Source organism: Kribbella kalugense (assembly GCF_004365875.1).
Taxonomy (GTDB): domain Bacteria; phylum Actinomycetota; class Actinomycetes; order Propionibacteriales; family Kribbellaceae; genus Kribbella; species Kribbella kalugense.
Window position 1 is genome coordinate 1642046 of sequence record NZ_SODF01000001.1, and the last position, 18848, is coordinate 1660893.

The 18848-nt window shown below is 67.2% G+C and carries 16 protein-coding genes and 7 tRNA genes; 11 read left to right on the forward strand and 12 right to left on the reverse strand.

Annotated elements, in window-relative coordinates:
- Positions 1–158: 158 nt before the first annotated feature.
- Genes EV650_RS07735 through EV650_RS07745 form a run of 3 tightly spaced genes read right to left on the reverse strand, consistent with a single transcriptional unit; the run spans position 159 to position 3497 of the window.
- Positions 159–824 (reverse strand): response regulator transcription factor, encoded by a 666-nt coding sequence (locus EV650_RS07735; RefSeq protein WP_134116767.1) that lies wholly within the window; start codon positions 822–824, stop codon positions 159–161.
- Entirely contained in the window at positions 821–2377 is a 1557-nt protein-coding gene (locus EV650_RS07740) for a sensor histidine kinase (protein WP_134116769.1), read from the reverse strand. The genes EV650_RS07735 and EV650_RS07740 overlap by 4 nt, the downstream gene beginning before the upstream one ends.
- Positions 2378–2387: 10 nt before the next feature.
- Entirely contained in the window at positions 2388–3497 is a 1110-nt protein-coding gene (locus EV650_RS07745) for a GntR family transcriptional regulator (protein WP_134116771.1), read from the reverse strand.
- A gap of 73 nt (positions 3498–3570) precedes the next feature.
- On the opposite strand from EV650_RS07745, the gene EV650_RS07750 reads away from it, so the two are divergent.
- The 3 genes from EV650_RS07750 (at position 3571) to EV650_RS07760 (ending at position 6047) form a co-directional block, all read left to right on the forward strand.
- A complete protein-coding gene (locus tag EV650_RS07750; protein ID WP_134116773.1) occupies positions 3571–3891 on the forward strand; it encodes an SDR family NAD(P)-dependent oxidoreductase in 321 nt (106 codons plus the stop codon).
- Positions 3892–3959: 68 nt separating this feature from the next.
- Positions 3960–5420 carry an ArnT family glycosyltransferase gene (locus tag EV650_RS07755; RefSeq protein WP_134116775.1) on the forward strand — a complete coding sequence of 487 codons (1461 nt, stop codon included), beginning with the start codon at positions 3960–3962 and terminating at the stop codon, positions 5418–5420.
- 18 nt (positions 5421–5438) lie between these two features.
- Positions 5439–6047: a formylglycine-generating enzyme family protein gene (locus tag EV650_RS07760; protein WP_134116777.1), complete on the forward strand. Its 609-nt coding sequence runs from the start codon at positions 5439–5441 to the stop codon at positions 6045–6047.
- Here EV650_RS07760 and EV650_RS07765 read toward each other — a convergent pair.
- The 4 genes from EV650_RS07765 to EV650_RS07780 form a co-directional block, all read right to left on the reverse strand.
- On the reverse strand, positions 6037–6966 hold the full coding sequence (locus EV650_RS07765; RefSeq protein ID WP_134119948.1) for a zinc-binding dehydrogenase: 930 nt from the start codon (positions 6964–6966) through the stop codon (positions 6037–6039). The genes EV650_RS07760 and EV650_RS07765 overlap by 11 nt on opposite strands.
- 1455 nt (positions 6967–8421) lie before the next feature.
- Positions 8422–8493 (reverse strand) — tRNA-Val (locus tag EV650_RS07770).
- Positions 8494–8529: 36 nt separating this feature from the next.
- A tRNA-Cys gene (locus EV650_RS07775) sits at positions 8530–8600 on the reverse strand.
- A gap of 46 nt (positions 8601–8646) precedes the next feature.
- Positions 8647–8719, reverse strand: a tRNA-Gly gene (locus tag EV650_RS07780).
- Positions 8720–8896: 177 nt separating this feature from the next.
- Here EV650_RS07780 and EV650_RS07785 point away from each other — a divergent pair.
- Positions 8897–9715 carry an aminotransferase class IV gene (locus tag EV650_RS07785; RefSeq protein ID WP_134116779.1) on the forward strand — a complete coding sequence of 273 codons (819 nt, stop codon included), beginning with the start codon at positions 8897–8899 and terminating at the stop codon, positions 9713–9715.
- Positions 9716–9771: 56 nt separating this feature from the next.
- Here EV650_RS07785 and EV650_RS07790 read toward each other — a convergent pair whose 3' ends face one another.
- Complete coding sequence (locus EV650_RS07790) at positions 9772–10338, reverse strand: CGNR zinc finger domain-containing protein (protein WP_238174068.1); 567 nt, start codon at positions 10336–10338, stop codon at positions 9772–9774.
- 124 nt (positions 10339–10462) lie between these two features.
- On the opposite strand from EV650_RS07790, the gene EV650_RS07795 reads away from it, so the two are divergent.
- Positions 10463–10534, forward strand: a tRNA-Val gene (locus EV650_RS07795).
- Between the two features lie 642 nt (positions 10535–11176).
- Positions 11177–12349 (forward strand): M20/M25/M40 family metallo-hydrolase, encoded by a 1173-nt coding sequence (locus EV650_RS07800; RefSeq protein ID WP_202874428.1) that lies wholly within the window; start codon positions 11177–11179, stop codon positions 12347–12349.
- On the opposite strand, the gene EV650_RS07805 is transcribed toward EV650_RS07800, so the two are convergent.
- Positions 12346–13356: an SDR family NAD(P)-dependent oxidoreductase gene (locus EV650_RS07805; protein ID WP_134116783.1), complete on the reverse strand. Its 1011-nt coding sequence runs from the start codon at positions 13354–13356 to the stop codon at positions 12346–12348. The two genes, EV650_RS07800 and EV650_RS07805, sit on opposite strands and share 4 nt — an antisense overlap.
- Positions 13357–13430: 74 nt before the next feature.
- On the opposite strand from EV650_RS07805, the gene EV650_RS07810 reads away from it, so the two are divergent.
- Positions 13431–14357: an AraC family transcriptional regulator gene (locus EV650_RS07810; protein ID WP_134116785.1), complete on the forward strand. Its 927-nt coding sequence runs from the start codon at positions 13431–13433 to the stop codon at positions 14355–14357.
- On the opposite strand, the gene EV650_RS07815 is transcribed toward EV650_RS07810, so the two are convergent.
- The gene (locus EV650_RS07815) at positions 14339–15304 is read right to left on the reverse strand and encodes an aldo/keto reductase (protein ID WP_134116787.1); all 966 of its coding nucleotides are present in this window, start codon (positions 15302–15304) and stop codon (positions 14339–14341) included. The two genes, EV650_RS07810 and EV650_RS07815, sit on opposite strands and share 19 nt — an antisense overlap.
- Positions 15305–15343: 39 nt before the next feature.
- Positions 15344–15784: a pyridoxamine 5'-phosphate oxidase family protein gene (locus EV650_RS07820; RefSeq protein ID WP_134116789.1), complete on the reverse strand. Its 441-nt coding sequence runs from the start codon at positions 15782–15784 to the stop codon at positions 15344–15346.
- A gap of 72 nt (positions 15785–15856) precedes the next feature.
- Between EV650_RS07820 and EV650_RS07825 the strand changes: the two genes are divergently transcribed.
- The 4 genes from EV650_RS07825 (at position 15857) to EV650_RS07840 (ending at position 17211) form a co-directional block, all read left to right on the forward strand.
- The gene (locus tag EV650_RS07825; RefSeq protein ID WP_238174069.1) at positions 15857–16753 is read left to right on the forward strand and encodes a sigma-70 family RNA polymerase sigma factor; all 897 of its coding nucleotides are present in this window, start codon (positions 15857–15859) and stop codon (positions 16751–16753) included.
- A 165-nt stretch (positions 16754–16918) separates the two neighbouring features.
- A tRNA-Gly gene (locus tag EV650_RS07830) sits at positions 16919–16991 on the forward strand.
- 50 nt (positions 16992–17041) lie between these two features.
- A tRNA-Cys gene (locus tag EV650_RS07835) sits at positions 17042–17112 on the forward strand.
- Between the two features lie 27 nt (positions 17113–17139).
- Positions 17140–17211 (forward strand) — tRNA-Val (locus tag EV650_RS07840).
- 879 nt (positions 17212–18090) lie between these two features.
- On the opposite strand, the gene EV650_RS07845 is transcribed toward EV650_RS07840, so the two are convergent.
- Complete coding sequence (locus EV650_RS07845; protein WP_134116791.1) at positions 18091–18834, reverse strand: SDR family NAD(P)-dependent oxidoreductase; 744 nt, start codon at positions 18832–18834, stop codon at positions 18091–18093.
- Between the last annotated feature and the right edge of the window lie 14 nt (positions 18835–18848).

Here is an 18848-nt window from a genome sequence, read left to right on the forward strand (position 1 = left end):
CTTGAGCTGCTGGGTCGCCCGGAGGTGAGGGTCCGGGAGGCACCACTATCCCATGACCCGGTGTCCTCACCACGTCACCACCCGGAGCGGTCCGGTGACTGTTGCCGCAACCAGTATCCAGGCTCACCAAGGCCATGCATCGTCCTGACCCGAACAGGTCAGGAAGTAACCAGTCCCGCCTCGTACGCGACGATCGCGGCCTGGACCCGGTTCTTCACGCCGAGCCGCTGCAGAACGGCGCTGACGTAGGCCTTCACGGTCCCTTCGACCAGGTACAGCCGGGCCGCGATCTCGGCGTTCGACAGCCCCGCGCCGACCAGTCCGAGTACGTCCAGCTCGCGTGGCGTCAGTACGGCGACCTGCTCCTTGGCAGCCGCCGCCCGCGCCATCGCACCGCCACCGGACCCGGCACCCAGCTCAGCGATCACCCGCTGCGCCACTCGAGGAGACAGGTACGCCGCACCGTCCGCAACGGCCTTCAGCCCGGCGATGAGCTCACGCGGGTCGCCTGACTTCAGCAGGAACCCACTCGCGCCGTCGCCGAGCGCACGGGCGATGTAGGCGTCCTCCGAGAAGGTGGTGAGGATGACGACGGCCGTCTCCGGCACCGTCCTGCGGATCTCCGCACCGGCAGCCAGTCCGTCCATCCGGGGCATCCTGATGTCCAGTACGGCGACATCCGGCCGGTGCCGCCGTACCGCGTCGACGGCTTCGACACCGTCGGCCGCCTCGGCAACGACCTCGATCTCGTCGTCGGTACCGAGGATCGCGCGGACTCCGGCCCGCACCATCGCCTCGTCGTCGGCGAGCATCACCCTGATCATCCGGTCCCCTCCGGGGTTGGTGCGACGGACCCGCTCGCCACGACCTCTTTGGCGACCAGCGTGCCGTTCGCGAAGCACAGGCGGTACACGTAGTTGCTGGTGAACGGCGCAGCCGGCCGGTAGTACTGACAGCTCCAGCCGGCCGGTGGGTTGTACCCCTCCCCTGGCGGGTCGATCATCTGCATCCGTGGCAGGACCTTCGCCACGTCGGCCTCGGACTGCCCGATCGTCAGTGCGTCGTACTGCGTGGGTCGCAGGATCGCGCTGTAGCCCGCGACGAGGTAGTAGCCAAGGGCAACCGCACCGACGACCGCACCAAGTAGCAAAGGCGCGGCGATCGCGGTGATGAGTCCGCGCTGCGCACTCCGTCGTACCGTGGCCCGCTCGACCGCAGCAGTCGGAGGCTCTGGCCTACCGCCGGCGCGAGGCATCGTCGCCGTCAGCTGGAACCCACCACCTGGCCGCGGACCGGCAGTGAGCGATCCACCTGCCAGACGGACCCGTTCCCGCAGACCGTCCAGTCCTCGACCACCTGATGGCGCAGCCACCGGTCGACTGGCTCCAGTGTCCACCACGTCCACCCGTACGTCGTCCTCGTGCGAGGTCACCGTGACCGTCACGGCTGCGCCGGGTGCGTGTTTGCTCGCGTTGGTCAACGACTCCTGGACCACGCGGTGTACGGCGCGGTCCACCATCGGCGCCAGCTCGCCGTCGACCTCCTCGGTCAGCTGCACGGCCAGACCGGACGCTGCCGCTCGCTCCACCAGGGCTTGGACGGTTTCGTCGTGCGGCATCGTCGGTGCGTCCTGTTCACGAAGTACGCCGACGATCTGGCCGAGCCGTTCGGTCGCAGTGGCTGCTGACTCGCGCAAGTCACTTGCGGCTCGGCGGTGCTCCTCTGGCAGGGACGGGTCGAGCTCGAGAGCCGCTGCGCGCAATGCGAGCAGGCTGAGCTCGTGACCGACCGAGTCGTGCATGTCCTCGGCGATCCGCGACCGCTCCCGCAGCCGCTCCTGGTCGATCTCCATCCGCTGCTCGCGTTCGATCCGCTCGGCCCGCTCCCAGCCCGCCGTTGCCAGCAACGCCTGCTGCGCGCGGTACCTGCCGATCAGCCAGGGCAGCACGACCAGCAGCAGAGCGAGCAGGAGCATCAGCAACCACGTCAGAACCGCTTCGGTGGCCCGCGCTCCCCTCCGCACGGTCAGGGCGAGGATCAGCATCCCGAGTAGCGACCAGCTGCAGACCAGGACGAAGTGCTTGAGCTGTGTCTCCCGTCGACCGGCCAGGTAGCTCAGCAGACTGATCGCCGGAACGAGCGCGATCTGCACGCCGTTCGTCGTACCGAGCGCCAAGGCGACGATGACGATCTCTGCCCAGGCCACCGCGGCCAACGTCACCAGCGGCCACCGACGCCGCGCGACAACGGCAAACGCCAGTACGGCGATGCAGGCCGCGCGGAACCAGTACGGGTCGTGCCGCGCGCCGCTCTCGGCGAGCACCAGGAAGCTCAAGGCGGCCCACAGACCCACGTCCCCCAGGCGCCGCCACGTCATGCCACTGACGCTACACAGTCGGGTGCCGGTCGCCGTACTGCCGAAAGTCAGGTGCTGGTTCGACTATCTCGAATGGGACGAGCGACAGGTTCGGCACCGGTTCGCCACGCAGCTGGGCGAGCAACAGGTCGACTGCGCGGCGGCCCATTTCTGCCTGGTTCTGCCGGACATGCAGGTACGGCGGTCCGCCGATGGAGTCTCCCGGTGAGTCGAAGCACGCGACCACGCGGTCACCTCCCAGCACCCGGTCGACCATCCGGGCCAGGTTGTACTCACAGGCGAAGTACGCCGTCACCTCGGGCATGCGGTCGCGGAACATGCGGATGACGTCCAGGTCCGCCCGCACGCTCTCCGTGGTCGTCGAACCGGGCAGGGTGCTCCGCAGGTCGGTCAGCTCGTACGGCTGCCCGCCGCCGGCGAAAGCAGCACGAAACCCTTCCAAGCGGTCCTCGATGGAGGACGTGTTGACCGGTGGTGGCGAGACGAACGCGATGTGTTCATGACCCTGGTCGAGAAGCCGCGTGGTCAGTGCACGCGCTGCTGCCACGTTGTCCGTGTGTACGGCGGCTACTGGGATGCCGGAGAGGTGGCGATCGACCAGGACCACCGGGAACCCGTCGAGTACCTGTCGGAGCAGGCTGGCGTTGTAGAAGTCACCGTGGACCGGGAAGACGATCAGGCCGTCCACGGTCGCCACGAGTGAGTCGACGGCCTTCTCCTCGTCGGACTGACGCCCATGGGTACGCCGTACGACCAGGTGGGCGCCGTACTCCGCGCAGCGCTCCTCGATCGCGTTGAGGAGGTCCAGCCCGTACGCCTCGGACATGTCCGGGACGATGAGCGCTATCGAGCTGGCGTCCCGTCGCGGGGCCGGGCGGAGCGGCACGGACAGATCGGTGAGGTCTGGCAGGCGCCGTACGACGAAGGTGCCCTTGCCGCGGATGCGCTCCACCAGACCGGCTTCACGCAGTACCTCCAAGGCGCGCTTGGAGGTGATCCGGCTGACCGAGAACTGGGCCGCCAGCTCCATCTCGGACGGCACCCGGTCACCGGGCCGCAGAGCACCACGCCGCAGCTGCTCCAGCACGTGAGCGCAAATCCGCTCGTACAGCAGTGCCACAGCATCTCCCCTCGCTTGGTTGACATATCCAATCATCCCCGGACTGTCGGTAGGGCGTGGCAGCCTGCGGGACATGGACATCGCAGGGAAAGTCGCAGTCGTCACCGGAGCCGCGGTCGGCATCGGCCGCGGCATCGCCCAGCGCCTGGCCGCGGCGGGTGCGCCGGTGGTGGTCGCGGACCTCGACGCGGCCGGCGGTGAGCGTACGGCGGAGCTGATCGGCGGGTCGGCGCGCTTCGTCCAGGTCGATCTTCGGGACGACGACGCGGTCGCCGAGCTGATGTCATGCCAACCGCAGATCCTGGTCAACAACGCGGGCGGTGGGCCGGCGTTGGTGCCGCTCGAGTCAGTGACGTCCGCTTCGTCGAGGACGAGACGCTCACGGGTCGAGTAATGCTGGTTAACCGCGAGCAGGATCCGCGTCTGCTAGTCACGACCCCCGCGGACTGACAACATTCCGCCATGACCCGCCCTCCGGTGAACGCGTTCGCGGCTCGGCCCGTTGTGGGTGTGGCGGTGCTGGCCGGGGCCGTGCTGACGGCGCTCTCCGGCCGCTACGGCTACCACCGCGACGAGCTCTACTTCCTGGTCGCCGGTCGGCACCTCAACTGGGGGTACGTCGACCAGCCGCCGCTGACCCCGTTGATCACCCGCGTCTCGACCACGATCTTCGGCGACACCGTGATGGGTCTGCGGGTGCTCTCGACACTGAGCAGCGTCGCCACGATCATCGTCGTCGCGCTGATCGCCCGCGAGTTCGGCAGCGCCCGGCGCGGTCAGGTCGTCGCCGCGATCTGCGCCGCGGTGTCGGGCTTCGTACTCGGAGTCGGTCACATGGTGTCCACGGCGACGTACGACCTGCTCGCCTGGATGCTGATCGGACTGTTCGCGGTCAAGCTGTTGCGGACCGGCGACGGACGGTGGTGGCTCGCGCTCGGCCTGACCGCCGGGATCGCCTTGGAGAACAAGTACCTCGTCGTACTGCCGATCGGCGCATTACTCGTCTCGCTCCTGATCGTCGGGCCGCGCGAGGTACTGCGTTCATGGTGGCTGCTCGCCGGCGTCGCCGTGGCCGGGGTGATCGCGTTCCCGAACGTGCTGTGGCAGTTCCAGCACGGATGGCCGCAGCTGACGGTTGCCGGCGGCATCAGTCAGGACGACGGCACCGAGAACCGCATCATGTTCATCCCACTCCAGATCCTCCAGCTGTCGCCGTTCCTCTTGCCTGTATGGGTGGCCGGCTTCTTCCGGCTCTGGCGACAACCGTGGGCCCGCTCGATCGCCCTCGCCTATCCGGTCCTCTGCGTCGTGGTCCTGGCCGTCGGCGGCAAGTCGTACTACGCCTTGCCCCTGCTGCTCGTCCTCGTCGCGGCCGGCTGCGAACCGATGCTGAATTGGATCGACCGTCACCGGGTCCGAGCCGTCATCACCCTCGTCCTGACGGCTTTGACTTCGGCCCTCTTCACCCTGCCGATCCTCCCCGCCGCGGCCGCCGACTTCGTCATCCCGGTCAACAAGGAACAAGGCGAACAGATCGGCTGGCCGGCGTTCGTCGGTCAGGTCGCGACTGCCTGGTCCCAGATCCCGCCCGACCAACGGTCGACCGCGACAATCTTCGCCGGCAACTACGGCGAGGCCGGCGCGCTTGTCCGCTACGGACCTTCGCACGACCTGCCATCGGCGTACTCCAGCCACATGAGCTTCGCCGACTGGAACCGCCCGCCTGACACCAACACCGGCCCAGTCCTGCTGGTCGAACTCCAACGAACCCCGATCTTCGAGTCCCACTTCCAGAACTGCCACCAGGTCGGGACGATCAACGCGATCGTCTCCAACGACGAGGACGGCACTGCTCTGGTGTTGTGCGACAGGACCGCGGAGCCCTGGTCCACTGTGTGGCCGAAGCTCAGGCAGTACTACTGATGGCCTTACGGTTGGACGATGCCTGACCTGGTGGACATCCCAGCCGGCCTCCTGTTCCTGCGTGACGATCGCCTCGGCACCCGCTGGCATGTCAACGTGCCCGCGTTCCGCCTGGCCCGCTACCCGCTGGCAGGGCCTGGTGGTCTGCCACTGACCGGCCTCAGCTGGTACGACGCCGTTGCCCTATGCAACGAGTTGTCCGTCGAGGACGGTCTGGCTGTCGCTTACGCGATCGACAGCGAGGAGGTCAGTTGCGACTGGTCCGCTGCTGGTTACCGGTTGCCGACCGAGGCCGAGTGGCAGTACGCGTGCACCGGCGGCACACCGGCGTACCGCTATGGGCCGATCGACGAGATCGCCTGGTACGACGGGAATTCCGGCGGTCGGCCGCATCCCGTCGGCCGGAAGGCGCCCAACGCGTGGGGACTGCACGACATGCTCGGCAATGTGTGGGAATGGTGCTGGGACCTCTACGATCCCGCGACGTACGGCTCGTACCGAATCTTCCGCGGCGGAGGCTTCGCCGACCCGGAACGTTCCGTCGGCTCGACTGTCCGGCGTCGGTCCCATCCCACGTTCGCGATCGAGGATCTTGGCTTGCGGTTGGCCCAGACTCTTATGGCTTGAGTGCGAGCTTGCCGATCGTGGTGCCGGCTTCCAGTTCCGCGAGTACCTTCGGGCCGTCGGCCAGGTCGTAGACCGTCGGCGTGCCGGGCGGGTACACGCCGACCTCGATGAGCTTGCCGAGCTCGGCCATCACCTCGGCGAACATCTCCGGCGCGTGCCGAATCAGCGTCGTGAGATGGTTCCCGATCACCTGCACCGGGTGCTTGAAGTTCAACTCCCAGTTGCTGATCGACGACGCGCCACCCGCCACGCCGATGACGATCACCTTCCCCGTCACCCGCCGTGCGACCTCCACGCTCTTCCGGAACGTCTCGCCACCCACGGACTCCAGCACGACATCGACGCCCCGCCCGTCGGTCAACCGCAGTACCTCCGCGACCAGATCCGCGGTTCGGTAGTCGATCACCTGATCCGCCCCAAGCCGCCGTACAACCTCATGCTTCGAAGCCGACGCGGTCCCGATCACCGTGGCCCCGTAGTACTTCGCAATCCGCACCGCAGCCTGCCCCACCCCACCAGCCGCCGCGTGAACCAGCACCGTCTCCCCCGCACTCAACCGCCCCAACCACCGCAGCGAGGCGAGCGCAGTAGCCCAGTTCAAAACCAGCCCAAGCGCCTCCTCATCCCGCCACCCCGCCGGCACCGCAACAACCCCATCCGCCCCCATCACCACATACTCCGCAAACGCACCGGCCCCAGTCCCAATGACGTGATCCCCCACCGCCCAGCCGCTCACCCCATCCCCCACCGCAACAACTTCCCCCGCAGCCTCAAACCCAGCCAAATACGGCGGCCGAGGCCCACCGTCATACGTCCCCCGACCTTGCATCACATCCGCAAAATTCACCCCCGCAGCCCCCACCCGAACCAACACTTCCCCCACCCCAGCCACCGGCACCCCCACCTCCACCAACCGCATCTCCCCCGCCCCACCCCAGCCCTCCTGCACCAAACCCCGCACAACCCACCACCCTCACTGTTAGACCCCGACCATACACCTGTTCGACCCCACCCAAACACTTACTCTCGCCCCCAAGCCGCGGCCAACGACCAGCCTCAACTCAACCCAGTCCCGGCAACCGGTCAGCGTCCCCCTCGCCAAGTCGCGCATCCACCTCAGAACCACCGAGTCGTGCCAAACGGTTGGCGTCCGACTCGCCCAGTCGCGGATCCGGCTCGACAGACACGGCGTGTCGCCAGCCGAAACCCACGGCTCGGCGCACGGTCGCGGCACGGACTGGCGAACGGCCAGGGCTGGGGAGAGCGGACAGCCGGAGTGAGGCTTGGCGAGCGACGACATGACGCCGGTGGAGGCGTTGCCGGCGCGGTCGGGGTTGGGGAGCGGTCGGGGTTGGGATCGGCCCGCGCGGCCGGGGCCGGGTCGGCGAACGATCGCAGCTGGGATCGACCGACGGGACAGACTGGGGCGGCGTGGTCGGGGCAAGGAGCGGTCAGTTGACCGTCGAGTCGTACATCTGCGTCGAACCCACCGAGTCGTGGCAAACGGTTGGCGTCGTCTCGCCCAGTCGTGGATCCGGGTCGGCAGACGCGGCGTGTCGCCAGCCGAGATCCACGACTCGGCGCACGGTCGTCGCGCGGACTGGCGAACGGCCAGGGCTGGGGACAGCGGACGGCCGGAGTGGAGGTTGGCGAGCGGTCGGGGGTCGGGTCGGCGGCCGGTCGAGGTTGGAGTTGGGGAGCGGGCGGGTTGGGATCGGCCCGCGGTCGGGGCCGGGGCGGCGAACGATCGCAGCTGGGATCGACCGACGGGACAGACTGGGGCGGCGTGGTCGGGTCGAGGAGGGGCAGTTGACCGCCGAGCGGACCCCCAAGCCGGTGCTCGAAGGCGAGCGGACGCCGAGCATCTCGGACCCCCACGCCATCACAATCGCCCGGAACTCACCTGTCCCCGGCTCAATCCACCAGCGGCCGGCCCATTGTGATGGCCTGCAGGTCCCCGGCTAGCAAGGCGAGACCGGTAAGCCAGCCAAGTCGGTCAGGCCGAGGAGCGGTCAGTTGACCGCCGAGCGGACCGTCGACCACGGCCACAGCAGGCGAGCGGCGCGCCGAACCCGACCAGCACGCGAGCGAGCTGCCAAGTCCAACCCCCGCAGCCGAGCGCATTGTCGGACGCAGCCACAGCTGGCGAGTGGACCGCCTAACGCGACCACCGCGCCCGCGCGGACCGCGAAACACCCAACCCCCGCACCCGAGCGGACTGCCGGACCCAACCCCAGCCGCCGAGCGAAGCGAAGGCAAAAGGGGGGTGCGGGTGGCGAAGCCCCCGCCCGCGGCAAGCGAAGCGCCGCCGCACAAATGACGAAGGCGACGTCGTCCGCGCTTTTTGCGGACACACGTCGCCTGTCGACTCTCGTGGACGATACTGGGATCGAACCAGTGACCTCTTCCGTGTCAGGGAAGCGCGCTACCGCTGCGCCAATCGTCCAAATGAAAACACTCAATAAGGTGCATGAGGTTCTCGAGGTGGAGACGGGATTCGAACCCGTGTACACGGCTTTGCAGGCCGTTGCCTCGCCTCTCGGCCACTCCACCACTGAGAAAGCTGGCACTGAGAAGCTGGCCCGCCGAACCCTCTCCGAGCGGACGACCGGGTTCGAACCGGCGACCTCAACCTTGGCAAGGTTGCGCTCTACCAACTGAGCTACGTCCGCATTGCGCCGGTTTCCAGTGTCCCTCGGCGCGAAAAGAACACTAGCCCATCTCAGGCCGAGTTCAAAAATCGGGGGTCCGCCCGGACGTCGACGTACCGTCATCAACTGGTCACCTTCGGACTGCCTCGCAGTACCGGATCGCCTGCGCACTAAGGTGTTCCGCGGAAGGAGCACCACATGCGTATCTGGCTCAACGGCGCCTTGCTGGACGACGAGGCGACCATCTCGCCACTGGACCACGGGTTGACCACCGGCGACGGCGTCTTCGAGACGATCAAGATCGAGGCCGGGCGGCCGTTCGCGGTACGGCGGCATCTCGAGCGGCTCGTCCGTTCGGCGGTCGGGCTCGGCCTGCCGGCGCCGGACGTCGCGGCGATCGAGGCCGGTATCGAGGCAGTGGTCGCGGCGGATCCCGGGATCGCGTTCGGCCGGTTGCGGATCACGTACACGGGTGGTGTCTCACCACTGTCGTCCGATCGCGGTACGTCGGGTCCGACGGTGCTGATCGCGACGCAGGAGATCAAGCGCCCGTCGCCCACCTCCGCCATCGTCACCGTCCCGTGGGTCCGCAACGAACGCAGCGCGGTCGCCGGCCTCAAGACCACGTCGTACGCCGAGAACGTGCGCGCACTCGCCTACGCGAAGGAACGTGGCGGCAGCGAGGCGATCTTCGCGAACACGATCGGCAACCTGTGCGAAGGCACCGGGTCGAACATCTTCTGTGTGTACGACGGTGAGCTGGTCACGCCGACTCTGGAGTCCGCAGCGCTGGCCGGGGTCACGCGCGGACTCGTCCTCGAATGGTTCGGCGGCGTCGAGCGCGACGTACCGCTGGAGCAGCTTTTCGAGGCTGAGGAGATCTTCCTCACATCCACGACGCGCGACGTACAGGCGATCCATCGCGTTGACGACCGTGACCTCCCCGCGCCAGGCACCATCACTGCCCAGGTCGCGAAGATCTTCGCCGAACGCTCCACCGAAAACCCGAACCCGTGAGTCTGGGGAGGATCTCGGCCCGAATCGGGTAGAAGATCCTCCCCAAGCCCGCCGGCTTACTCGCCGGAGGCTTTGCGGCGTTCGCGGTAGGCGGCGACGTGCAGGCGATTCCCGCAGGTACGGGCGTCGCAGTAGCGCTTCGAGCGGTTGCGGGAAAGGTCGATCAGCGCGTCGTCGCAATCCGGCGCCTCACAGCGGCGGAGGCGTTCGCGTTCGCCGGCCGAGACCACCTGGGCCAGCGCGATCCCGCACTCCACGGTGATCCGGCACGCCATCGACGCACCCGCCCGCGAGTAGTGGATGTGCCACGGATGCCCGTCATGATTCGTCAGCCGCGGAGTCGACGTACCGCGCGCGATGATCGCGTTGATCATCGTTGCCGCGGCCGCGTCGGAATCCGTGGTGAACACCGGCGCGAACAACGGCCGCAGATCACGGACCTCCGCCAGGTCCTTCTCCGACAGGGTGTCGACCGCGCTGAACTCCCGCTCCTGGACGAACTTCTCCAGTTCCTCGAGTGTCTCCAGCGAATCGACCTGGCTGTTCGGTCCGGGCATGGTGTTGACCAGCCGGACCAGCGTCCCGAGCGCTTGCTCAGTGTCGTGCGAGAAAGTCACAATCACGTCTCCAACGCGACGGGATCTCCGTCCTGCAGCAAGAGTAGCCCGGCCCGATTAGATCGTCGCTGCAATGATGCGCTAAGGTTTTCACCGCACCACCTCAGTAGTAACACCAGCACCACCATCGGGGCGATTGGCGCAGTGGTAGCGCGCTTCGTTCACACCGAAGAGGTCACTGGTTCGAACCCAGTATCGCCCACGACAGTCGACGGCGACGTGTGTCCGCGGAAAGCGCGGACCACGTCGCCTTCGTCATTTGTGCGGCTGCGCTTCGCTTGCCGCGTTGCGGGGGCTCCGCCACCCGCACCCCCTTTGGCCTTCGCTTCGCTCGGCGTCCGGGCTGGGTTGGGCGGTTAGGTCACCAGCTGGCTTGGGTTGGGCGGTCAGCTCGGTGGCGCCGGGCGGGTTGGGCAGTTAGCTCACCAGCTCGGGGCGGGTGCTGAAAGACGAGGGAAAACCTGTTTGGTGAGTGGCTGACGGGGTGGGTGGCTAGTGCCAGAGTGAGGGCGAGGCGTATCGGTCCGCTCACTCTGGAGGCGCCATGTCTGGCTCTCGTTCGTCTCGATCCTCGACTTCGTCTTCCTCGACTTCGTCTTCGGCGTCGGGGTCTAGTCGCCGGGTGTTTTTGGCTGGGTCGGGGGCTGTGGCTGCTGGTGCTGTTGGGGCGGCGCTGGTTGGAGGGGGTGCGGCTGAAGCGGCTGGTGCTGGGCTTGGGCCGGGGAAGTTTGATGGGGAGTTGCGGAAGTTGTTGGGGAAGGTTGATCCCAAGCGGATTGGGGCGACTATTCAGCGGCTGACTGAGTTTGGGACTCGGCATACGTTGTCTTCGCAGACTGATCCGGTGCGTGGGATCGGGGCGGCGACCGTGTGGGTGGGGCAGCAGATGGACGCTGTGGCTGCTGCGTCGGGCGGGCGGATGACGGTGCAGCGGCAGTCGTTTGTTCAGCCGGTTTCGAGTCGGATCCCTGTGCCGACTCAGATCACCAACGTCATCGCGACGTTGAAGGGGACCGCGTCGCCTGAGCGGTTCTATGTGGTTACGGGTCACCTCGACTCGCGGGTGACTGATGTTATGGACTTCACCAGTGATGCGCCGGGTGCTGATGACGACGGGTCCGGTGTTGCGTGTGTGCTTGAGCTTGCTCGGGTGTTCGCGACCCATCAGTTCCCCGGGACGATCGTCTTCGCGACTGTGACCGGCGAGGAACAAGGGCTGTACGGGTCCTCGTTCATGGCGCAATCGATGGCGGCCGCCGGTAACGACGTACAGGGGATGTTCAGCAACGACATCATCGGGGCCAGCCGGTCGTTCGACGGACACAAGCCTGACCCGTTCACGGTGCGGATGTTCCTGGAGGGCATCCCAACCAACGTGACGCCCGCCCAGATCTCGCTGTTGCAGTCGGCCGGCGGCGAGAACGACGGGAAGGCTCGCCAGCTTGGCCGCTTCGTGCACTCGGTCGCGCCGAAGAGCTTGACCGGCATGGACATCCGGCTGGTCTGGCGGCGCGACCGGTTCCTGCGGTCCAGCGACCATGTCTCGTTCCAGAGCCTGGGCTACGCCGCCGCCCGGTTCACCGAGCCGCGGGAGAACTTCAATCACGAGCACCAGAACGTCCAGGTGGTCGACGGCGTGCAGTTCGGCGACCTGATCGACTTCGTGGACTTCGACTACATCGCCCGGGTGACCAGGGTGAACGCGGCGGCCCTGTGGGGGCTTGCCACCTCGCCCGGCACTCCCAAGAACGCCGGGGTCCACACGACCCCGCCCGGCACCCTCTCCGGCACGAACCTCACCACGCTCTCCTGGGACGCCAACCCCGAAACGAACCTGACCGGGTACGAGGTCGTGTTGCGGGAGACAACGGATTCCGATTGGACCAGTGCGATTCCGGTCGGGAACGTCACCACGGTGACGCTCGACATCTCCAAGGACAACGTGCAGATGGGCATCCGTGCCGTGGATCGGAATGGGAACCGCAGCCCGGCCGCAGCCCCGCAGGCGGTGGCCTAATGCTTGATCAGGTCCTCGCTGAGGGTCCAGAGCCGCTGGGCTGACTCGGGATCTACTGCGTGGGGTACGACGTCCGCCGGGATGTCCTGGTCGTGGAAGTTGATCGGCCTCGGGGTGTCGAGCGGCGAGACCTCGTTGTCTTTCAGGTAGACGCCGCCAACAGCTGCCAACTGGGGGTTGGTGGCGGCGAAGACCGTCGTACTTGCGCCTTGTTCGGGGGTTTTGAGACCTCTGGCCGGATCGACGATCTGGTTGCCTTCGGCGTCGGTCAGGCCCATGGTGTGGTGGTCTTCGACGGACAGCCACGGGGTGCGGGTCTCGCCCTCGGAGATCCACGGGCCGAGGTTGGTGGTGATGACAACGCCGGGATGTACGGCGTAGCCGTGGATGTCGTACTGCGACCAGCGCCGGTCGAGCTCCACCGCGAACAGGACGTTGGCCGTCTTGGACTGCCCGTAGGCGAGGAGCGGGTCGTAGCCGGTGGTGAAGTTCGGGTCGTCCCAGCGGATATCGGAGAGACGGTGGCCGCCGGACGTCACGTTGACGACCCGTGCGCCATGGGCGGCTTGGAGGGCGGGAAGCAGGCCGAGGGTGAGCTGGAAGTGGCCCAGGTGGTTGGTGGCGAACTGGGATTCGTAGCCGCGGGCGTCACGGACGAGCGGGCCGGCCATGATGCCGGCGTTGTTGATGAGGATGTGGAGCGGGCGGCCGGTGGCGAGGTAGCGGGCGACGAAGTCGTCGATCGACTTCGGGTCCAGGAGGTCGAGCTGGCTGGTCTCGACGCGGTCGATGCCGGCGAGAGCCTTGGCGGCGTTCTCGGGGTTGCGTACGGCGACGGTCACGTTGGCGCCTGCGTTGGCGAGAGCTCGAGTGGTTTCCAGGCCGAGGCCGCGGTGGCCGCCGGTGACGACGACGTTCTTGCCGGTCAGGTCGATGCCTTCGAGGACCTGGTCGGCGGTCGCGGCGGCGGTGAATCCGCTACCGATCGGGTGCTGTTTGTTGGTCATACCTCCACTCTGCTGTGCGGGCGGCGTACTCTGAATAACTATCCGTCCATATTTTCTTCGCGAGAGTACAGATCATGGCTGACGATCAGCTGTCCGAGGTGTTCGAGCTCGTCGAGGTGCGCGGGCTGGTGTCCGGCGGGTTCAGCGTGTGTGGGCGGTGGGTGTCGCGGGCCGCGCTGCAGGAGTCGTTCAAGTTCATGGCGGTCGTCGCCGGCAGCGCGCGACTGATGACCGACGGGATCGACGCGCCGATCGAGCTCCTCCCGGGCGACGTCGCGATCCTCAACAACCGGTCGCGGCTCGAACTCGCCGGCGGCACCGGCGACGGACCGGTCCGCGAGGTCATGCCGGTCGAGGACGGCCTGTCGCTGACGGAGGCCGACTGGACCACCAACGACATCATCCTCGGCGGTCGGATCGACCTCAACGGGGCCGGCCGGACGCTGCTGCTCGAAGCGCTGCCGCCGGTCGCGCACGTGCGCGCCTCCCCCACCAGCGGCGCCAACCTGCGCGGGAGCATTCACCGACTGTTCGACGAGGTGGCCGGCAACCGGATCGGGTCCGCGTTCGCGATCCGGCAACATGCCCAACTCGTGCTTCTCGAGGTACTCCGTGCGTACGTCGAGCAGGCCGAACTCCCACCGGGCTGGCTGCGCGTACTCACCGATGAACGCCTCCGTCCCGCCCTCACCCTGATGCACTCACAACCCGACCAGCTCTGGGGACTCAACGAGCTCGCGCGCGCAGCCGCAATGTCCCGGACGGCCTTCGCCGAGCGGTTCCGCGAGGTCTCCGGCATGCCGCCGCGCGCCTACCTCAACCGCTGGCGGATGATGCTCGCCCAGCGCGCCCTCCGCGATGCCGACGTCAGCGTCGGATCGCTCGCAACGGAGCTCGGGTACGCCTCGGAGAGCGCGTTCAGTACTGCGTTCAAACGCGAGGTCGGCGAGTCACCGCTGCGCTATCGCTTCCGGGTCCGCGATCAGGCATTGTCCAGCTGATCGACCAGCTCATCGTCGAGCCGGATCTCAACCGCGCCCAACGCCTCCTCCAACTGCTCGAGTGAAGACGCGCCGAACAGCGGGATGACGTTGTGGTGCAGGAGCCAAGCCAGCACGACCTGGTTCGGCGTGACGCCGAGGTCGTGGGCGGCCTGACGGAGAGCCTCATAGCGAACGTACGCCGTCGGATGGGCGTAGCGGCGCTCGAACGGCCGGTCCGGACGCGTGTACGAACCAGCGAGGAGAGGCTGGTACGCGACCAGCGTCATCTCCGGATGCTCCGACAGATAGTCGAAGAGCTCGATGCCGGCGTGCTGGTAGTGCGGAGTGCCGTGACGGCGAACGCCCTGCAGAGTAGGCGGATTCGGCCAGAGATAGCTCGAGTGCTGCTGGATAACGGAGTACTGCGCAACGCCTTGAGCGGCTGCGGTCTGGCGAGCGCGGTCCAGTCGCCACGTCGCCGTGTTGCTGCAGCCGATCAGGTCGACGACACCCTCCGAGGCCAGTCGGCCGAAGGCGGCCACCGTCTCGTCCAACGGAGTACTTCGGTCGTCGATGTGCGCGTAGTACAAGTCGATCCGGTCAATACCCAGCCGACTAAGGCTGCCCTTGACGGCCTCGCCGACGACTGGCGCGCTGAGACCTTCCCAATGGGCGTCCGCCGGATCGCCTGGAACGGTTGTCCGGGCACCGCATTTGGTGGCAATGAACAACTCATCACGGTTGCCTCGGGCCCTCATCCAGCCCCCTAAGAGCTCCTCGCTGTCACCTCCGTGGCCGTGCCATTGGTTGTAGTTGTTCGACGTGTCGATGAACGTCCCGCCTGCCGCCACGAACCGGTCGAGGATCGCGATCGCGGTCTCGGGCGGTGTCGACGTACCGAGGTTCATCGCGCCCAGGCAGAGCGCACTGACAGTCCGGCGATTTCCAATCGTTCGAGCCAACATGCCCCCTACCCTGCCTGCTGGAGCGCGCTCAAGGTCAAGTCAGACGAGCCAGATGCCGGCGTCCATGAGCACGCGGTCCTTGAGTTCGTTGACCTCACGCCAGGCTTGGATCTTGGTCGGTCTGACTCGGAAGAACGGGTAGTGGTCGAGCGGACGCGGATCGAAGCCGGCCTTCGCGGCGAACGCCTCGCTCTCGGCGTCGGTGACCTCGACGATCTCGACGGTCCCGGTGACGTGGATGACGTCGCGGACCTCACCGACGGTCAGCTGGACGACAGGATTCGCACGCAGGTTGCGGGCGGTCGGATTGGTGGCAGTAGTCGAGAGCAGCAATGAATCGTTGGTCCAGAGGAACGAGAGCGGCATCAGGTACGGCGTACCGTCGAGCGAGGCCGTGGACACCCAGGCGTCGACATCCTTCTCGAACCGCTGCAGGGTGTCCTGCTTGCGTACGGACAATGGGCGGGCTGGTGCCGTCATGACGTGCTCCTCTTCCTCTGGTGTCACATCTAACGCGCGTACTTCGTCAGTCGGAATGACAGCGTTGGGCCGGTGAGTGTGACAGGGAGTGTGGTCCGGATGAGCGGGGACGACTGGCTGGCGACACGGTTCGAGGAGAACCGGGATCGCCTGCGGGCCGTCGCATACCGGATCTTAGGCTCCGAACCGGAGGCCGAGGACGCGGTCCAGGAGACCTGGATCCGGCTCAGCCGCAGCGACTCCGAAACGATCGACAACCTCGGCGGCTGGCTGACCACGGTCGTCGGGCGGATCTGCCTCGACATGCTGCGCACCCGCCGCGGCCGGCCCGAGCTGCCGTTGGGCGACCACTCCCCTGCGTTCGCGGATGACGCCGTACCGGATCCGGAACTTGAAGCTGTGCAGGCGGATTCGGTCGGTCTCGCGCTGCTCGTCGTACTCGAGACTCTGTCGCCGGCCGAGCGATTGGCGTTCGTGCTGCACGACATGTTCGCGGTGCCGTTCGATGACATCGCGCCGATCATCGGCAAGTCGCCGGCGGCCGCGCGGCAGATCGCGAGCCGCGCACGCCGCCGAGTTCGCGGTACGCCGGAACCGACCGCAGTGGACGTGGTTCGTCAGCAGGAGGTCGTGAGCGCGTTCCTGGCGGCGGCCCGTGGGGCGGACTTCTCGGCCCTGCTCGAAGTACTCGATCCGGAAGTCGTGCTGCGGGCCGACGCCGGTGCATCGGAACGCGGGATGGCTCCGATGACGACCGGGTCGGATCGGGTTGCGGCGGCGTTCTCCGGGCGGGCGCAGGCGGCGAAACTCGTACTGGTCGACGGAATGCCTGGGCTGGTGTGGATGCAGCGCGGCGAACCGGTCGTTGTGTTCTCTTTCACCGTGGTCGACGGGCGTGTCGCCGCGATCACGTTGCGGGGCGACGACGACTACTTGCGAACGGTCGAGTTGGAGCCGTTGAAAGGGTGATCCGACGGCGTGGCGAGTGGACAGATTCGGTGGGACTCCTGTGACGGATGGGGTGCGATTCAGGCTCGTCGTACCCGCATCGCGAGACGGTGGAATCCGGTTTTTGTCCGGGCAGAAAGTGCGCTACTGTTCTGCTCTCGCACCGAGGAAACAGCTCGGAGCGATGCGGACGTAGCTCAGTTGGTAGAGCGCAACCTTGCCAAGGTTGAGGTCGCCGGTTCGAACCCGGTCGTCCGCTCGGAGAGGGTTCGGCAGGCCACCGTCCTCACGATGTCGAACTGCTTCACTGGTGGAGTGGCCGAGAGGCGAGGCAACGGCCTGCAAAGCCGTGTACACGGGTTCGAATCCCGTCTCCACCTCGAAACCTCAGTAGGCTTGGGTTTCCCGGACGATTGGCGCAGCGGTAGCGCGCTTCCCTGACACGGAAGAGGTCACTGGTTCGATCCCAGTATCGTCCACGAAGGCGAGGGGCGAGCTGTGCCTGCGGAAAGCGCAGGCCGGCTCGCCTTCGTCATTTGTGCGGCTGCGCTTCGCTTGCCGCGTTGCGGGGGCTTCGCCACCCGCACCCCCTGCGCCTTCGCTTCGCTCGGCGGCGGTGGCTGGGTCCGGCAGTCCGCTCGGGTGCGGGGCCGCGCGCCTGCTGTAGCTAGGTTTGCGGACCGCTCGGGTGCAGTGGTGGGTCCGGCGGTGCACGGAACGTCGGCCCGAGCGCGCCGCCCTGGCTTCGTCCTTCGGCCGATCCCAAAACCCAGACCGTTTGCCGGCCCGTCCCGACCCTTCGCCGAACCCAGCCCCGACCGGCGGTGCCAGCCCCGGCCGTTTGCCGAGTCGTGGGTTTGGTTGGGGACACGCCGCGGATGGCGGACCGAATCCACGACTCGGCGGACCCGACGCCGACCGTCTCACACGAATCGGCGGAGCTTGCGCCCTTCGCTTCGGTCGGCTGGCGGTGGCTGGGTGCGGCGGTCGGCTCGCCTTCTGTGGCTGAGTTTTGCGAGTTGGCTCGGGTGGTCGGTGATGCGGGTGCGGACCGCCAGGACATCACAATGCGTAGGGCCGCAGGTCGGGTAGGCGGCAGGGCGGGGACGTACGGCGATTGTGATGGCCTGGCGGTTCGCGGGTGGTTAGTGGTGGCGGGATTGGGCTGTTATCGCCAGGAGGAGTAAGGCGGTGCCTAGGAGGGCCGCGGGGGTTAGGTGTTCGTGGAAGGCGAGGGTGCCTATTGCTGTGGCTACTACTGGTTCTAGTAGGGCGATCGTGGCCGCGGTTAAGGCTGGGTGATGATTCGATGCACGACGTGGGCCTTAGTCAGTCCGTCGACCACGCGGCGAGCGGTTTTACATGCGGAGGTGGGAGCCGCCGTTGAAGTCCAGGACTGTGCCGGTGGCGAACTCGGCTTCCGCGGAGGCGAGGTAGAGGATGGCGCCTGCTACTTCGGAGGGGTCGGCTACTCGTTCCAGGGGGCTTTCCAGGCGGCGGCGGTCGTAGCCTTCGCCGGCCAGATTGACGGCGGCCATGTCGGTTACAGTCCAGCCTGGCGCGATGGCCGTGACCGCGATGCCCTCGGGGCCCAACGCTCGGGCGAGCGACTGGGTGAAGGAGACGATGGCGGCTTTCGAGGCGCCGTACGCGGGCTGGTTCGGTTCGCCGCGGAAGGCGCCGCGGGACGAGACGTTGACGATCCGGCCGCCGCTGGACATGCGCCGGACCGCGCACCACGTGACGTTCGAAGGGCCGACGAGGTTCACGGCGAGGGTGTCGGTCCACGCCTGCTGCCACTCGGCGTACGTCGTCTCGCGGATCCGGTGCGGGATGTAGAGACCGGCGTTGTTCACCAGTACGTCGATACTGCCGAGAGCCCGAGCCGCGTCGTCGACCATCGTCTCGATCGCCGCCGGATCAGCCAGATCGGCCTGCACCATCACATGCCCTGACCCAGGCAACTCCTTCAACACCTGGGCGGCCGCGTCCGCGGAGGCGCTGTAATGCACCGCCACCCGATCACCCGCGGCAGCGAACGCACGCGCCGTCGCCGCTCCGATCCCCCGCGAAGCACCCGTCACCAGCACCGATCGGTTCATGCCCCGATCCTTTC